General features: G+C 62.0%; 16 protein-coding genes. 12 read left to right on the top strand and 4 right to left on the bottom strand.

Annotated features, from left to right (window positions below):
* The first annotated feature begins 98 nt into the window (after nucleotides 1–98).
* The 10 genes from E8L22_RS19125 (at nucleotide 99) to coaBC (ending at nucleotide 9,241) form a co-directional block, all read left to right on the top strand.
* On the top strand, nucleotides 99–851 hold the full coding sequence (locus E8L22_RS19125; protein WP_136526704.1) for a tetratricopeptide repeat protein: 753 nt from the start codon (nucleotides 99–101) through the stop codon (nucleotides 849–851).
* Nucleotide 852: 1 nt separating this feature from the next.
* A complete protein-coding gene (locus E8L22_RS19130; RefSeq protein ID WP_136526705.1) occupies nucleotides 853–1,692 on the top strand; it encodes a helix-turn-helix domain-containing protein in 840 nt (279 codons plus the stop codon).
* Nucleotides 1,693–1,954: 262 nt separating this feature from the next.
* Entirely contained in the window at nucleotides 1,955–2,335 is a 381-nt protein-coding gene (locus tag E8L22_RS19135; protein WP_012530095.1) for a response regulator, read from the top strand.
* Between the two features lie 31 nt (nucleotides 2,336–2,366).
* Complete coding sequence (locus E8L22_RS19140; protein WP_136526706.1) at nucleotides 2,367–2,810, top strand: universal stress protein; 444 nt, start codon at nucleotides 2,367–2,369, stop codon at nucleotides 2,808–2,810.
* A gap of 88 nt (nucleotides 2,811–2,898) precedes the next feature.
* Entirely contained in the window at nucleotides 2,899–4,089 is a 1,191-nt protein-coding gene (locus E8L22_RS19145; RefSeq protein WP_136526707.1) for a hybrid sensor histidine kinase/response regulator, read from the top strand.
* 72 nt (nucleotides 4,090–4,161) lie between these two features.
* Nucleotides 4,162–4,569: a response regulator gene (locus tag E8L22_RS19150; protein WP_136526708.1), complete on the top strand. Its 408-nt coding sequence runs from the start codon at nucleotides 4,162–4,164 to the stop codon at nucleotides 4,567–4,569.
* 10 nt (nucleotides 4,570–4,579) lie between these two features.
* Complete coding sequence (locus tag E8L22_RS19155; RefSeq protein ID WP_136526709.1) at nucleotides 4,580–6,154, top strand: NAD(P)/FAD-dependent oxidoreductase; 1,575 nt, start codon at nucleotides 4,580–4,582, stop codon at nucleotides 6,152–6,154.
* A 46-nt stretch (nucleotides 6,155–6,200) separates the two neighbouring features.
* Nucleotides 6,201–7,385 carry a 3'-5' exoribonuclease YhaM family protein gene (locus E8L22_RS19160; RefSeq protein WP_136526710.1) on the top strand — a complete coding sequence of 395 codons (1,185 nt, stop codon included), beginning with the start codon at nucleotides 6,201–6,203 and terminating at the stop codon, nucleotides 7,383–7,385.
* Nucleotides 7,386–7,399: 14 nt separating this feature from the next.
* Nucleotides 7,400–8,029 (top strand): MBL fold metallo-hydrolase, encoded by a 630-nt coding sequence (locus E8L22_RS19165; protein ID WP_136526711.1) that lies wholly within the window; start codon nucleotides 7,400–7,402, stop codon nucleotides 8,027–8,029.
* 9 nt (nucleotides 8,030–8,038) lie between these two features.
* Nucleotides 8,039–9,241: a bifunctional phosphopantothenoylcysteine decarboxylase/phosphopantothenate--cysteine ligase CoaBC gene (coaBC, locus tag E8L22_RS19170; protein ID WP_136526712.1), complete on the top strand. Its 1,203-nt coding sequence runs from the start codon at nucleotides 8,039–8,041 to the stop codon at nucleotides 9,239–9,241.
* 49 nt (nucleotides 9,242–9,290) lie between these two features.
* On the opposite strand, the gene E8L22_RS19175 is transcribed toward coaBC, so the two are convergent.
* A complete protein-coding gene (locus E8L22_RS19175; protein ID WP_407925357.1) occupies nucleotides 9,291–10,199 on the bottom strand; it encodes a zinc dependent phospholipase C family protein in 909 nt (302 codons plus the stop codon).
* Between the two features lie 46 nt (nucleotides 10,200–10,245).
* Between E8L22_RS19175 and E8L22_RS19180 the strand changes: the two genes are divergently transcribed.
* The gene (locus E8L22_RS19180) at nucleotides 10,246–10,926 is read left to right on the top strand and encodes a uracil-DNA glycosylase family protein (RefSeq protein WP_136526714.1); all 681 of its coding nucleotides are present in this window, start codon (nucleotides 10,246–10,248) and stop codon (nucleotides 10,924–10,926) included.
* Here E8L22_RS19180 and E8L22_RS19185 read toward each other — a convergent pair.
* Nucleotides 10,923–11,336, bottom strand: a complete 414-nt coding sequence (locus tag E8L22_RS19185) for a hypothetical protein (protein ID WP_136526715.1) — start codon at nucleotides 11,334–11,336, stop codon at nucleotides 10,923–10,925. The genes E8L22_RS19180 and E8L22_RS19185 overlap by 4 nt on opposite strands.
* A 151-nt stretch (nucleotides 11,337–11,487) precedes the next feature.
* Between E8L22_RS19185 and E8L22_RS19190 the strand changes: the two genes are divergently transcribed.
* Complete coding sequence (locus tag E8L22_RS19190) at nucleotides 11,488–11,802, top strand: BON domain-containing protein (RefSeq protein ID WP_136526716.1); 315 nt, start codon at nucleotides 11,488–11,490, stop codon at nucleotides 11,800–11,802.
* Between the two features lie 47 nt (nucleotides 11,803–11,849).
* Here the strand turns inward: E8L22_RS19190 and E8L22_RS19195 are convergent, their stop codons facing one another.
* Together E8L22_RS19195 and E8L22_RS19200 are read right to left on the bottom strand one after the other, a co-directional pair.
* Nucleotides 11,850–12,149 carry a DUF2795 domain-containing protein gene (locus E8L22_RS19195; protein WP_136526717.1) on the bottom strand — a complete coding sequence of 100 codons (300 nt, stop codon included), beginning with the start codon at nucleotides 12,147–12,149 and terminating at the stop codon, nucleotides 11,850–11,852.
* A 119-nt stretch (nucleotides 12,150–12,268) separates the two neighbouring features.
* On the bottom strand, nucleotides 12,269–14,077 hold the full coding sequence (locus E8L22_RS19200; RefSeq protein WP_136526718.1) for a complex I subunit 5 family protein: 1,809 nt from the start codon (nucleotides 14,075–14,077) through the stop codon (nucleotides 12,269–12,271).

Here is a 14,077-nt window from a genome sequence, read left to right on the forward strand (position 1 = left end):
GCATCTGGAGCGCCGCCGATTACCGGCTTCTCATTGACAACGATCACCACATCTGTTAATTTTTCCTGGTGCAATTTCGCGGGTTTCCTGTGAGGTATATGAATCGTCCCACGTTCTTCATGCTTGCCGTCACCGTCCTGCTCGCCTCGGGGTGCGCCCTGAGTCAGGCCGACAGGAACCTGGCCGTCTACCACTTCCAGATGGGGCAGTCCTTCTATGCCGAGAGCAACTTCACCGGCGCCCTGAAGGAGCTGACCGCCGCCGAGAAGCTCACGCCAAAAGACCCCGAACTTCTGAACCTTTTGGGGCTCGCCTATTTCCGCAAGGGACACTACGACCTCGCCGAGGAGAAGTTTCTGAAGGCGGTCTCCCTCAGGAAGAACTTCTCCGATGCGCGCAACAACCTGGGCGTCAACTATCTGGAGATGAAGCGCTGGGATGACGCCATCAACCAGTTCAAGGTGGTGCAGGACGACATCTTCTACCAGGGACAGGACAACGCCGCCATAAACCTGGGGCTCGCCTACCTCGGGAAGGGGGATTACCCCCATGCCCTTGAGGTGCTGCGCGGCCAGGTCGGCAAAAACGGCAACGATCCCCGTACCAGGCTGAACCTCGGACGCGTCTACTTCGCCATGGACAAGACCGAGCTTGCCGTAGAGGAGTACCAGAAGGCGCTTAGGCTTGCGCCGACCTACGCGAGCGCCCATTACCACATGGGGCTAGCGCAGATGAAGCTCAAAAACGCCGAAGCGGCCAGGAACGCGTTTCAGGATGTTGTGCGTCTGGCCCCGGATTCCGAGATCGGGCAGCTCTCCAGGGAGTACCTGGACCTGCTCAAGGTGAGGTAAAGTGGCTGAGCCAGAGTTGGAAAACGGCGCGGAGCTCCCGGTCGGGGAGTACCTGCGCAGGGCCCGCGAGGCGAAGGGGCTTCAGTTGGAAGACGCCGCCCGCGTCACGAAGATCGGGAAGAACTACCTGGTCGCCATCGAGGCGGGACAGTTTGAAAAGCTCCCCAATGCGGCGTATATCAAGGGGTTCCTGCGGCTTTACGCCGGGTACCTCTCCCTTTCCGGTGACGATATCGTGGCGCGGTACGAGAAGGGGCTCGCTCCTCCTCCCGGCCTACAGCCTACCGCCACCAACACCACAGAGGCCGAATCAAAGCGGCCCGGAATCGTGAGCCTGGAGCGGGTCAGGGTGGCCGGTCCCGGACGGTGGGCGGTGCCTGCGCTTTTGCTAATAGCTGTGGTTGTCGTGGCTGTTTTCATCTCCGAGGATGAGCGTCCTGTAGCCCCCCCTCCGGCGGCACCCCCTGCGCCGGCAGCCGTTCCCGCGCCTGCACCCCTTGCCGTTCAAAAGCCGTTAAGCTCAAGCCGCGGCGCTCTTCCCGCGCCCCCAGCGGAAGGGGAGAGCACAGCGACGCCGCCCGGCAAAAAGGGAGGCATCGTGCTGAAGCTGCGCTTCACCCAGGACAGCTGGCTCAGCATCACCATCGACGACAGCATCTCGCAGCGCTACGACCTGAAGGCCGGCGACATCATCGAGTGGAAAGGGGAGCGTTCCTTCGTTCTCGATCTCGGTGACGGTGGCGCGGTCGAGGGTGAGTTGAACGGCCGCCCCCTCAAGGCACTGGGTGAGTCGGGAAAGCCTGCGCACGTGGAGTTGACCGGTCGCGAAGCGGGACAGTGAGACCGGAAACGATGCGTCGCCTTCCCGGGTACGGCAGGTTTGGGCCGGGAGACGGTAAGAAGTGACTGTGACTGGCGTTAATGTGAAGGGGGCTGCTGCGAGTTGGATTGCGCGGGGATGCCCCCGCTTCGTCTTCGCCGCGTAAGACCATTCACTACGACCAGTTACGGAATCTTGTGAAGAGGGCTTACCCGCCCTTGACAGCGGGTTCCCTAGTGTTAGAATCAATCCTGCAGATTTTAATAAGAATATGGAGCCGATCTTGCCAAAGCAGCCGAAGAGAATACTGGTGGTAGACGACGAGGAGAACGCTCGCATCGGCCTCTCCCGACTACTTGCCAAGGAAGGCTTCCTGGTAGACAGTGTTGCGAACGGGTTCGAAGCGCTCAACTACTTGCGCGAGCAGGAAGTGAACCTGATCGTCACCGATATCAATATGCCCGAGATGAACGGCATCACCTTCCTGAAGGAACTGAACAGGAGCTATCCGTCCAGCAACGTAATCATGATCACCGCCTACGGCGGGGTGGAATCCTATATAGAGGCGATGAACCTGGGGGCCTTCGAGTACATCAACAAGCCGGTGAAGATCGACGAGCTTAAGTCGATCCTCAAGAAGATCTTCAAGGAAACGAGCCACTGACTCTGATCGCCGAAAACCGGGGAGGGTCCAGATGCCAAACTTCGACAAGATACTTTTCGCCACCGATTTTTCCGAAAGCTCCGGCCACGCCTTTACCTACGCGCTGACCCTTGCCAAGCAGTTCAACAGCCGCCTGACCATCATGCACGTGATCAACGAGCCGGTCGACCTGCGCGGCTTCTACGTACCCCACGTCTCCTTTGAGAACCTTGAGAAGGAGATCGAGGAGGGTGCGCAGAAGATGATGAGCACCTTTATCACCCAAAACATCGCCGGCTTCGCCAATTACGAGACCGCCATCGTGACCGGGGTACCCTGGGAAGAGATCATGAGACGGGCCGAAACCGACGGCTCTTCCTGCATCGTTCTGGGCACCCAGGGGAGAAGCGGTATCGACCACCTGCTTTTCGGTTCGACCGCTGAGCGCGTGGTGCGCAAAGCGCATTGCCCGGTGGTCACGGTGAGGCTTCCCTGATAAAAACGGCATACATCCATGCGGGGCAGCGTTCGCTGCCCCTTTTTTTTGATGTTTTTGATCCTATACGGAAGGAGCAGGACCTGAAATGAGCGATGTGGAAAAAGCGCCGCGCGGCCGCGTCCTGATCGTCGACGACGAGAAGGTCATCCTTGATCTTACCGGCATCATCCTGAGAAACCGCGGCTACCAGGTCTACACAGCCCTCAGCGCGCAGGAGGGGTTGGAGACCATAGAGCGGGAGCGCCCGGAGCTGGTCCTTTTGGACTACATGATGCCCAACATGGACGGTCTCACCGCCCTGAGGGAGATCAAGCGGCTCTACAGCGACACCTACGTCATCATGTTCACCGGCAAGGGAAGCGAGGAAATCGCCGTCGAGCTGATGAAGGCGGGGGCGTCGGACTACATCCTCAAGCCCTTCAACAACCAGGACCTCGTCGAGCGGATCGAGAGCGTGCTGAAGCTGCGCGGTATCGAGCTGCAAAACCGCGCACTCTTGAGCGAGCGGGAGCGGCTTTTGGCCGAGATCGCGGACTGGAACCGGGAACTCGAGGCGCGCGTGCAGGAAAAGAGCGAGGCGCTTTCCAGGGCCCAGGCCGAGGTGGTGCAGTCTGAGAAGCTCGCCTCGCTTGGCTACCTCTCCGCCGGGATGGCGCACGAGATCAGAAACCCGCTCAACTCGATCGCGCTCTTCGTCCAGTTGATTAAGAGCGGGCTGGACGAGCCGGAGCGCGAGGAGTACGTCGACAAGATCCTCAAGGAAGTGGACCGGATCGACAACATCCTCGGCAAGCTCCTCGACGCCGCGAAGCGCCCGAAGTTCGAGATCAGCGAGGTCCGGGTGGACCGGGTTCTCGAGCACACCCTCGATGCCTTCACCCCGCAACTGCGCCAGAAGCGGATCAAGGTGGTGCGCGACTTCAGAAGCCTTCCTCCCGCCATAAAGGCCGACCCCATGGAGATCGAGCAGATCTTCACCAACCTCTTTTTGAACTCGATCCACGTCATGCCGGAGGAGGGGACCCTCACCGTGTCCCTCGAGGAGGAACAGGATTTCCTCACGGTGCGTGTCGCCGACACCGGTCCCGGCATCCCCCCCGAGAACCTTCCCAACATCTTCGATCCCTTCTTCACCACGAACAGCCGCGGCACCGGTCTCGGGCTCTCGGTTGTGCTGCGCATCGTCAAGACCTACAAGGGCAAGATCGAGGTGGAAAAGAGCGACCCCGCCGGCACCACCTTCGCGGTGCGCCTGCCGCTTAACGCGCCGAGATAAAAGGGTGCTTTCCGCTTTTCTTTTCGACCGCATTTTTGTATGATGTCGCATTCCACACGCCTTGAGGTCGAAATGACAGCAGAGAGCAGGGGCCGCATCCTCCTGGTAGACGACGACAAGTTCTTCCTGAAGGTGATGTCCGACGCCTTCACGGGTGCGGACTTCGCCGTAGTGACCGCAGAGGATGGCCTGTGCGGCGTCGAGGCCTATGCCGCCGGCGATTTCGACGTTGTCATCCTCGACCTCATCATGCCCCGCATGGGAGGGGTGAGCGCCTCCCTGGAGATGGGGCGCCTGGCGAGGGAGCCGGAGCCGATCTTCATCCTGTTGACCTCGATGTTCCAGGGCGCCCCGCACGAACACCCGATTCCCGAAATGGGAGCAAAGGTGCACATCCCGAAATCAACCTCTCCTCTGGACATCGTCATCATCGTCGAGCAGCTCCTGGAAAGAAAACGGCGCGGCGCCGGCGCCGCCTGACGGAAACCCCATGCCATTTTTGTTACGTAACCTCACCCTGAGCCCGGGCGTCGAGGAGAGTGCGCTGCGTCCTTTGGCCGCCGCCGGCCTGGGCGTGCGCGAAGCAGAGATCACGGAGCTCACCCTGGTGAAAAAGGGTGTGGACGCCCGGAAGAAAGGGGCCATCAAGCTGGTCTACACGGTCCGGGTATCGCTCGCCGACGAGTCGCGGGTGAAGCCCAAGGGGGACGTGACGCGGGTGGAGCCGCCTGCCGCGCCCCGCTTCCCGCGTCTCTCCTCTTCCGAGCGCATCGTCATCGTCGGCATGGGCCCGGCGGGGCTTTTCGCCGCGTTGAGACTCGCCGAGTACGGCCTTACCGCCCGGATCCTCGAGCGTGGGCGCGACGTGGAGCGGCGCGCGAAGGACGTCTCCCGTTTCTGGCGCCTGGGTGAGCTGTGCGCAGAGAGCAACGTGCAGTTCGGGGAAGGGGGCGCCGGCACCTTCTCGGACGGGAAACTCACCACCCGTGTGAAGGACGCGAACTGCGGCTGGGTGCTCCAGCGCTTCGTCGACTTCGGAGCGCCGCCCGAGATCCTCTACGCGTCGAAGCCGCACATCGGCACCGACCGGCTGCGCGCGGTGGTGCGCGGCATCCGCGAGCGGCTCATCGCCTCGGGCTTTTCCGTCGGCTTCGAGCAGAGGCTGACCGGGATCGGGATGGCCGCCGGCCGGGTGGCGAGCGTCATGGTGAACGAGACCGGCGAGGAGCCGTGCGACACGCTCGTGCTGGCACCCGGGCACAGCGCACGCGACACCTACGCCCTGTTGCACGCCATTGGGGTCAACATGGAACAAAAGCCGTTCGCGGTGGGGCTCAGGGTGGAGCACCCGCAGGCCCTGATCAACGAGATTCAGTACGGCCGGAACGCGCACCCCTCGCTCCCCGCGGCGGAGTACTTCCAGGCCTACAACAACGAGCGAACCGGCCGCTCCGCCTACTCCTTCTGCATGTGCCCGGGCGGGGTGGTGGTGGCATCCTCCTCGGAGACCGGCGGGGTGGTGGTGAACGGCATGAGCGGCTACCGCAGAAACGGCCCCTTCGCCAACAGCGCCCTCGTGGCGACCGTCGGGCCCGCGGATTTCGCCGGGGCTTCCCCGCTTGCCGGGGTCGAGTTCCAGCGCGAGTTGGAGCGGCGCGCCTTCAACGCCGGTGGGGGAGGGTACCTCGCCCCGGCCCAGAGCCTCATGGGCTTTCTCGGCAAGGGTGTGGGGCGGATACACGCGAGCTACCGCCCCGGTGTTACCGAGTACGACCTCGTCTCGCTGCTTCCCGCGCCGGTTGCGGCGACGCTAAGGGAGGGGATCGAGTACTTCGACCGGAAGATGCGCGGCTTCATCTCGGCCGAGGCGACGCTTACCGGCGTGGAGACGCGGACCTCTGCCCCGTTGCGCATCGTGAGAGGGGAAGATCTGCAGTCGAAAAGCCATAACGGCCTCTACCCGACCGGGGAGGGGGCAGGCTACGCCGGCGGCATCATGAGCGCTGCTCTCGACGGCATCCGGGTGGCCGACGCCATCGCGGCGAGGATCGCCGCCGGGCGCTAGAGCTGCCGCACCGTATCAGCATGATTTTTATTACAAGGAGCCCTACTTGAAAAAGACCGTTGCCGAAATAAAAGACCGCGACATCGTAGAGGCGGTCTTCCTGGTCAAGGAAAAGATCGTCGCCATGGCCAAGAACGGCAAGCCGTACCTCACCCTGAGGCTGATGGACAAGACGGGGGAGGTGGATGCCAAGATCTGGGACAACGCGGACCAGGTCGGCTCTTTGTTCGACAGAAACGACTTCCTCGCCGTGAAGGGGAAGGCGAGCGTCTACCTCGGCAAGATGCAGCTCATCGTCTCCGAGCTGAAGCGGGTTCCCGAGGAAACCGTGGTGCTCGCCGATTTTCTTCCCGAGACCGACAGCGACATAAAGGGCATGGAGGCCGAACTGCACGCCCTGATCGCCAGCATGGCCGACCAGGACCTCGCCAGGCTGCTCCGCTCCTTCTTCGAGGACCCGGAGCTCATGGCGCAGTACCGCACGGCACCTGCGGCGAAGGGGATGCACCACGTCTACCTGGGGGGACTCCTGGAGCACTCGCTTTCCGTGGCGCGGCTCGTGGACGCCATGGTGCCGCTCTACCAGGGGCTCAACCGCGACCTCCTCGTCGCCGGCGCGCTGCTGCACGACATCGGCAAGGTGCGCGAGATGACCTATCTGCGCTGCTTCGACTACTCCGATGAAGGGAAGCTGCTCGGTCACATCACCATCGGCGTCGAGATGCTGCATGAGCGGATCGCGAAGCTCCCGGATTTTCCGGCCGAGCTCGCCATGCTCCTTAAACACATGATCCTGTCGCACCACGGTCAGTACGAGTACGGCTCGCCCAAGCGTCCTAAGACCCTGGAAGCGACCATCCTCAACTACTTGGACGACCTCGACTCGAAGATCAACGGTATCCGGACCCACATAAGAAAAGAGCCGGACAACCCGTCCCGCTGGACCGCTTATCACCGCCTCTACGACCGCTACTTCTTCAAGGAGAAGCCGGCCGTTGCCGAGGGGGAAGCGGGAGCGTGCCTCGAGCCCTCCGAACTGCTTGCGGAGACGGTAACCGCGCCGGAGCCGCCTAGCCCGGCCGACCGGCCTGAAACGGCTACGCAGCAACGCCAGGACCAACGCCAGGACCAACGCCAGGACCAACGCCAGGACCAACGCCAGGACCAACGCCAGGACCAGCGCGAGCGGAAAAGCTTCAGCAACAACCCGTTCGCCATCCTTAAGAAGTGACGGGAGGAATAGCCATGCTATTTGAAACCATAGTCGTCGGACCGCTCGGGGTGAACTGCTTCATCCTGGGGGACAAGCAGAGTAAGGAAGGGATGGTGGTGGATCCGGGCGCGGACTGCGACATCATCCTCGCCACGGTGGCCCAGTTCGGCATCAACGTGAAGTACATCGTCAACACCCATGGCCACTTCGACCACATGGGGTGCAACCGCAGGCTCAAGGAGAAGACCGGAGCGCCGCTTCTGGCGCACAAGGAGGACCTCAACTTCCTGGTGCACGCGTCACGCTCCGCCACGAAGTACGGGCTCACCGTGGAGGACTCGCCGGAGCCGGACCTTTTCCTCACCGACGGGATGCAGCTTCAGCTCGGTGCGCGCGTCATCGAGGTGCTGCACACCCCCGGGCACACCCAGGGCGGCTGCTGCCTCTATCTCGCCAACGAAAAGCTGGTGCTCACCGGCGACACCCTCTTTGCCGACTCGGTCGGGCGCACCGACCTCCCGGGAGGAAACCACGACCAGCTCATCACCTCGATCCGCACCAAGCTGATGGCGCTCCCGGACGATACCATCGTCTGGCCCGGGCACGGCCCCTCCAGCACCATCGGGCAGGAGCGCCGCTTCAACCCGTACCTCAACGACTAGGGGGACGCCATGCTCAAGGGGAAAGAGATCGTTCTCGGGGTGACCGGCGGTATCGCTGTCTACAAGGCTGTGGAGCTGCTGCGTCTTTTGGTCAAGGCGGGAGCCCATGTCCACGTGGTGATGACCAAAGCGGCCACCGAGTTCGTGACGCCGCTCACCTTCCAGACGCTCTCCGGGAACCCGGTGCATCTGGAGCTCTTCAACCTGATCTCCGAGGAGAAAATCGGCCACATCGCGCTCGCCGATCGCGCTGACCTTTTCATCATCGCCCCGGCCACGGCCAACTGCATCGGGAAGATCTCTCACGGCATCGCGGATGACCTCCTCACCACCACGGTGATGGCGACGAGGGCACCGGTTTTGATCGCGCCGGCGATGAACGTGAACATGTACCGCAACGCGATTTACCAGGAGAACGAGGCGCGCCTGAAGGCACACGGCTACCTCTTTGTGGCCCCCGCCTGCGGCATGCTGGCGTGCGGCTACGAGGGTGAAGGGAAACTGCAGGCGCCCGAGGTGATCCTCGAGGAGGCGGTGGCGGCCCTGACCCCGAAGCGGCTAGCGGGGACGCGCATCCTGGTGACGGCCGGACCGACGCTCGAGGAGATCGACCCGGTGCGCTTCATCAGCAACCACTCCTCTGGGAAGATGGGGTACGCCATCGCCCGGCAGGCGCGCCTGCGCGGCGCCGAGGTGACCCTGGTGACCGGACCGACCTGTATCGCGCCGCCGCTTGGGGTGGACGTGGTCCGCGTGCAGAGCGCGCAGCAGATGCGGGACGCGGTGCGGGAGCGCCTCGAGAAAACCGACGTCGTCATCAAGGCGGCCGCGGTCGCCGATTACCGCCCGAAACTGCGTGCCGGCAACAAGATGAAGAAGGAGGCGGAGAGCCTCACCATCGAGCTCGAGAAGAACCCGGACATCCTGGCGGAGCTCGGTGCGAGCAAAGAAAAGCGGATCCTGGTCGGTTTCGCCGCCGAGACGCAGGACCTCGTACGCAACGCCGGGGTGAAGCTGGAGAAGAAGAACCTGGACATGGTGGTGGCGAACGACGTCTCGCAGGAAGGGGCGGGTTTCAACGTGGACACCAACATCGCGAAGCTTCTCTTCCGTGACGGCCGGGTGGAGGAACTCCCCATCATGGAGAAAGAGGACCTCGCCTGCGTGATCCTGGAGCACGTGGAACATCTGCGCGGCGGGGAGCGCGGCTAGCAAGGCTTAATTGCGGCGGGAAGGGGTGTTTAGGCAGGACGGCCGGGAGCTATTTAGAGAGGATCTGCAGCAGCAGTTCCGGCTCGCAGATCGCCTCTTTCAGCTTCAGCTTGATCTCGTCGAGCTCGGCGTACGCCTGGTCCTTGGTGATCTTGCCGGTGCGGTAGAGAAGGCGCAGGTTCTTGCGCACCGCTTCGGCGGCGGCGAGCGCCCGCTCGCCGGTTGGGTCGGCGTGGAAGAAAGGTGAGGAGTCGTCGTTGTTTAGGAAGTCGAAGACCGCTTCCTGGGCGAGGCGCATGTACTCCTCCCGGTCGTCCTCTTCGAGCTGATAGCGCGAGGTATCGGACAGGGTCGACAGGAGGCTCTGCCACTTCTCGAGGCGGCTCACCAGCAGGATGGAATTGAAGATCCGCTTATTGGTGCCGAAGGAGAAGATGGTATCCGAGAGCACCTTGCGCAGCAGTTCATCGTTGCTGCTGAAATGCTCCTGCGCCACTTTCTTCGCGGTGTCCCAGATCTCCTTATCCACGTAGTTCTCGAAACGCATCTCCCAATAAGCGTGTTTCAGGGTTAGCGATGAGAAGCTCCGCATCACCTTGAAGGGGACGTAGTAGTTGTGCGCGATGCAGTCGGCGGCCAGGTGGCTCAGGTAGCCGTAGGCGCAGGCCTGCTGTGCGGGATCGCCGGCCTTGTCGAGAACCCGGTGCCCTATGCGCCAGCGGTGGCAGTGTTGCAGGTAGTGGGTGAACTTCTTCCCCAGGGTGATGTCGGCCGCGATGGTGCCGTAAAGAAAATCGTACGGGTGTGCTGCGATGACGGCGGCTACTGCGGGTTTGAGGACGTCGAGGTTGTTCAGGACGTTCATGCCGAGTTGAAGATGCACCCCGGCCCCCCAGGCAAGTGCCTGCTCGGGGAGCGCCAGAAGTATCAGGGCTGTGGCGAGAATCAGTAGCGGCATGCTTTCGAGCATAGTTAATGAAACGGGAAATGTAAAGGGGTTTGCCATGGCGGAGATGGAGGAGCGGGAACTGCTTTTACGCTCGCTCAAGGGGTACCTGACCGGTCTGGCGGAGAGCGGTGTCGACGAGCTTCTCTTCGAGGCCGCCCCGCTTGAGGAGCTGACTGCTGCTTCCAGCGGTGCAGACATAGTTGCGGCTACTGCCACGGCCGGCGACATCCCCCTTGCAGCAGCCGAAGGCGCAGGTACGGGCGCGGCAACCTCGGAACCTTCCCCGGCGGCCCCTGCGTCCGCTGCCGCAGAACCGTCTCTGCGCCAGGAGGGGCAACCCGGTTCCGGTCTTCTCTTCCTTATGTCCGGGGAAGGTTTTGCCGGAGCGCCGGGAGGACTCCTTGCCAAGATCATCGCGGGGATGAAATTCAAGCGGGATGAAGTTTGCCTGGTGAGCTTCGAAGCGGGACAGGATCAAGACGCCATGGCGCGGGTCCTGTCCGCGAAAATTGCAGAACTTGCTCCCCAAGTGGTCGTGTCACTTGGAGAGGAAGCGACCTCGCTCTTTCTGAACGACCGAACTCCCCTGGTGCGGCTGCGTGGCCGTTTCCGCGAGCTGCAGGGGATGGCTGTCATGCCGACGCTGCACCCGGAGGCGCTCCTTGCTGACGAGGGACTAAAGCGCCACGTTTGGGAAGACATGAAACTCGTTATGCGCCGCCTGGGCAGAGGCTAGCGCGGCGAACTGCACGACTTTAAACGGCCGTTCTCGAAGAGCGAGATCGGCTGCTGCTCCACGCACGTCTTGCCGTCCACCTCCACCCGCGTGGCCAGGACGCATCCCTCCAGCTTGCCGGACTGGTAAAAGCTGATAGCCCCGTACTCATTGCAGACCAACCCCTCGTAGTAGAAGAAGTCCTTGGTAACACAACTCTTCAACATCCCCTGTTCGTAGAACTCGGCCTCCGCCAACAAGTTGCACCTGACCCCGCTCAGGATGGTGATGTCCTTCAGGTTGCAGGACTTCAGGTCGCCGTTCGGGTAGTAGATTGCCGTCGACCCAGGATTGCAGATGGACGGGTCAACGGCGAGGGCGTCGCTCACCCCGGGCACCAGCAGTACAAGTAGTAACAGAGCGCACTTCATGATTGACCTCCTGTGTAGCGGCTTCCCCAGAGCCATCGCCAAGTATAGTGTCGTGATTAATAAATTCAAATTTATCTTCTTGCGATGCACTGGTTGGTTAGATATGCTTAACCGGCTTCGGCCGAACCAATCCAGCACAAAGGAGATCATTATGGCTAAGATTAGACGCATCGTTACTGTCCTGCTCTGTGCCTGCATGCTCGCCTCGTTCACCGGCTGCACTACCACGCCAAAGCGCGAGTCGGCAGGAGAGTACGTGGATGACTCGGTGATCACCACCCGGGTCAAGGCCGCCATCTTCGACGAACTCGCCCTGAAGACGTTCCAGATCAACGTCACCACCTACCGGGGTGTGGTGCAGTTGAGCGGCTTCGTGGATTCGGCGGAGAACGCGAGGAAAGCGGGCGAGATCGCCCGCGGCGTGAAGGGTGTCCAGGAAGTTAAGAACGACCTCATAACGAAGTAGAGGGAATAAAAAAAACCCCTCCCGGAAGGGAGGGGGTGGGATTAGGGTCAATGATGGGAAGACCTGCTGTGGGATTTACCTTGGCCTGCCTGTCCGCCTGATTGTTGTTTGCTCCTGCCAGATTTAGAGCTTGATTCTTCGCTCCCCTCTTTACCGAATGCTTTCATGACGTCCGCCATGCTGCCATATTCCTTTTCTTCCATTTTCTGGATCTCGTCGAGAACCACTTTCTCTGCTTTCATGTGTTGAGCGTGTTTTAAAAGATCCTGTTTCTCTGCCGGGAAGTCGATCCCTTTCAGATGCTTGGTGACGTTTGCCGGTGAATGACCTGTGCCACGCGTTGCCATAACTTCCTCCTTTTACGGCCTTTTTATCTCCCATACACAAGTCGATTATATGGAATTGATTTTTTTTAATCAATTGAAAAGGCCGCTGTGACATAGGCCGCAAACTGCCCCCGTAAGTCTCACCAGGAAAGGAGGGCAAGCAGAGTCAGAGCGGCCGTACCCACGGTGAACCAGACGACGTAGTCCCCGATATAGCCGCTGTGCACCCGGCGCAGGAGAACAACCGGCCCCCTGACGATGGACTTGATCCGCTTCGTTGCGCGGCCATGCAGCGGCCCCGGTGCCAGAAACAGCGTGGCAAGCGCGACCGCTCCGGCTGCTGCGATGAGGCCGCCTCCCAACCCGGGACGCGCGACGCGTGACAGAGGGGGCGTCATACGCCGCTCTCCCGCCAAGACAACATGCCGGTATCCATCGCGATCCACGAAGCGCGCCGCGGCCAGCGCTGCTACCTGCTGCCCCTGCGGCAGAAGCCCGACACCAAGAGAGCTCAAAAGGAGCAGGGCCATGGGAAGGATCATGATCACCGGCGTGGGCCCCCTCGACTTTTCCGCTTCCGCGCCTTCCTCACCGGAGGCGGGTGCGGAACTGGAGAAGGGATCGAGATGCCCGAGGCCGAAGAAGATCCCGCCCCCCGCGCGCAGGACCGCTCCCCCAGTGAGCACGGACCCCAGGGCGAAAAAGGGGACAAGCCAGCCGTAGCCGAGCCCGCGCGCGCTCTCCTCGATGATCCCTTTGCCGGCCCAGGTGCCGAAGGGGGGGAGCCCGGCGAGGGCCAGTCCAGCAAGGAGGAAGAGGACCCCGGTGATCTTCAGCCGACGGCACTTGCCGTGCAACTGTTTCTCGTCCACGGAGCGGAAGTGGTAGACGAGGATACCGGTGGCGATGAAGAGCCCCCCCTTGATTAAGCCGTGCCCGAAGATGTAGAGAAGGGTCCCCTCTAGGGCCTGCCGCTCGTGCAGTGCAAACCCGGCAAGGATGAGACCGCTGTGACTAACCGTCGAGTAGGCGAGAAGGCGCTTCAGGTGGCGCTGCAGGCAGGCCATGGCGCCACCGGCCAGCAGCGTCACGATGCCGATGCCGAGGAAAGCAGATTGCACCGGAGCCTGGGCGAGCACGTCGCTGAAGACCACCCAGTAGATGCGCGCCACCGCGTACAGGCCAAGCTGCACCATGATGCCGGAGAAGAGGACGGAGGCCGGGGTGGGGGCTACCGAGTGGGCATCGGGAAGCCAGAAGTGGAACGGGAACACGGCCCCCTTGACCAGGAAACCGACGGACAGGAGCATGAAGGCGACGCCCACAGGCGCCGTGACCGGTTTACCGTGCAGGGCGGCTCCGATCCAGGCGAGATTCAATCCCCCGGTCTTGGCGTACAGAAGTCCGATGCCGAGTAGCACCATGAGCCCACCGAGGCTGTTCATCACCGCGAAGTTGAGTCCTCCCTCCAGGGGACCGCTTTCCTCGATCTTGTACCCGGTCAGGGCGTAGGCGGCGACACCCATCAGCTCGAAAAAGACGAACATGTTGAAGAGGTCGCCGGTGAGGGCGAACCCCTGCAGCGAGGCGAGGAAAAGGAGCATCAGCGTGTGGTAATAGGTGCGGACGGCGTGGAAGTGGTGCCAGGAGAAGAGCAGGGCGGCAACTGTCAGAAGGGAGGCGAGCAGGGCCAAAAGGGCTGCGGCCGGGTCGATGACGAAGGCGATGCCGACGGGAAAGCCGCGCATCAGGCTCCAGTCCCCGAACCAGTAGACCAGTGTGGCGGCCAAAGAGCGCTCCAGAAGCAGGAGGTCGAAAACCACCACGGCAAGGGCGGTCAGAAGGGAGAGGACGTCGAGCACACGGCGCCGGGAGCGCAGCTGTTCCAGAGCAGCCAGAAGCGCGGCCATGAAGAGCGGCAACACAACGGGAAGGGGAGGAGTATTCAT

Source organism: Geomonas ferrireducens (genome assembly GCF_004917065.1).
In the GTDB taxonomy this organism is placed as follows: domain Bacteria; phylum Desulfobacterota; class Desulfuromonadia; order Geobacterales; family Geobacteraceae; genus Geomonas; species Geomonas ferrireducens.

Coding starts and splice junctions, on each gene's coding strand:
- E8L22_RS19125 (WP_136526704.1), top strand. CDS start 99: ATGAATCGTCCCACGTTCTTCATGCTTGCCGTCACCGTCCTGCTCGCC.
- E8L22_RS19140 (WP_136526706.1), top strand. CDS start 2,367: ATGCCAAACTTCGACAAGATACTTTTCGCCACCGATTTTTCCGAAAGC.
- E8L22_RS19145 (WP_136526707.1), top strand. CDS start 2,899: ATGAGCGATGTGGAAAAAGCGCCGCGCGGCCGCGTCCTGATCGTCGAC.
- E8L22_RS19150 (WP_136526708.1), top strand. CDS start 4,162: ATGACAGCAGAGAGCAGGGGCCGCATCCTCCTGGTAGACGACGACAAG.
- E8L22_RS19155 (WP_136526709.1), top strand. CDS start 4,580: ATGCCATTTTTGTTACGTAACCTCACCCTGAGCCCGGGCGTCGAGGAG.
- E8L22_RS19165 (WP_136526711.1), top strand. CDS start 7,400: ATGCTATTTGAAACCATAGTCGTCGGACCGCTCGGGGTGAACTGCTTC.
- coaBC (WP_136526712.1), top strand. CDS start 8,039: ATGCTCAAGGGGAAAGAGATCGTTCTCGGGGTGACCGGCGGTATCGCT.
- E8L22_RS19175 (WP_407925357.1), bottom strand. CDS start 10,199: ATGCCGCTACTGATTCTCGCCACAGCCCTGATACTTCTGGCGCTCCCC.
- E8L22_RS19180 (WP_136526714.1), top strand. CDS start 10,246: ATGGCGGAGATGGAGGAGCGGGAACTGCTTTTACGCTCGCTCAAGGGG.
- E8L22_RS19185 (WP_136526715.1), bottom strand. CDS start 11,336: ATGAAGTGCGCTCTGTTACTACTTGTACTGCTGGTGCCCGGGGTGAGC.
- E8L22_RS19190 (WP_136526716.1), top strand. CDS start 11,488: ATGGCTAAGATTAGACGCATCGTTACTGTCCTGCTCTGTGCCTGCATG.
- E8L22_RS19195 (WP_136526717.1), bottom strand. CDS start 12,149: ATGGCAACGCGTGGCACAGGTCATTCACCGGCAAACGTCACCAAGCAT.
- E8L22_RS19200 (WP_136526718.1), bottom strand. CDS start 14,077: ATGAATACTCCTCCCCTTCCCGTTGTGTTGCCGCTCTTCATGGCCGCG.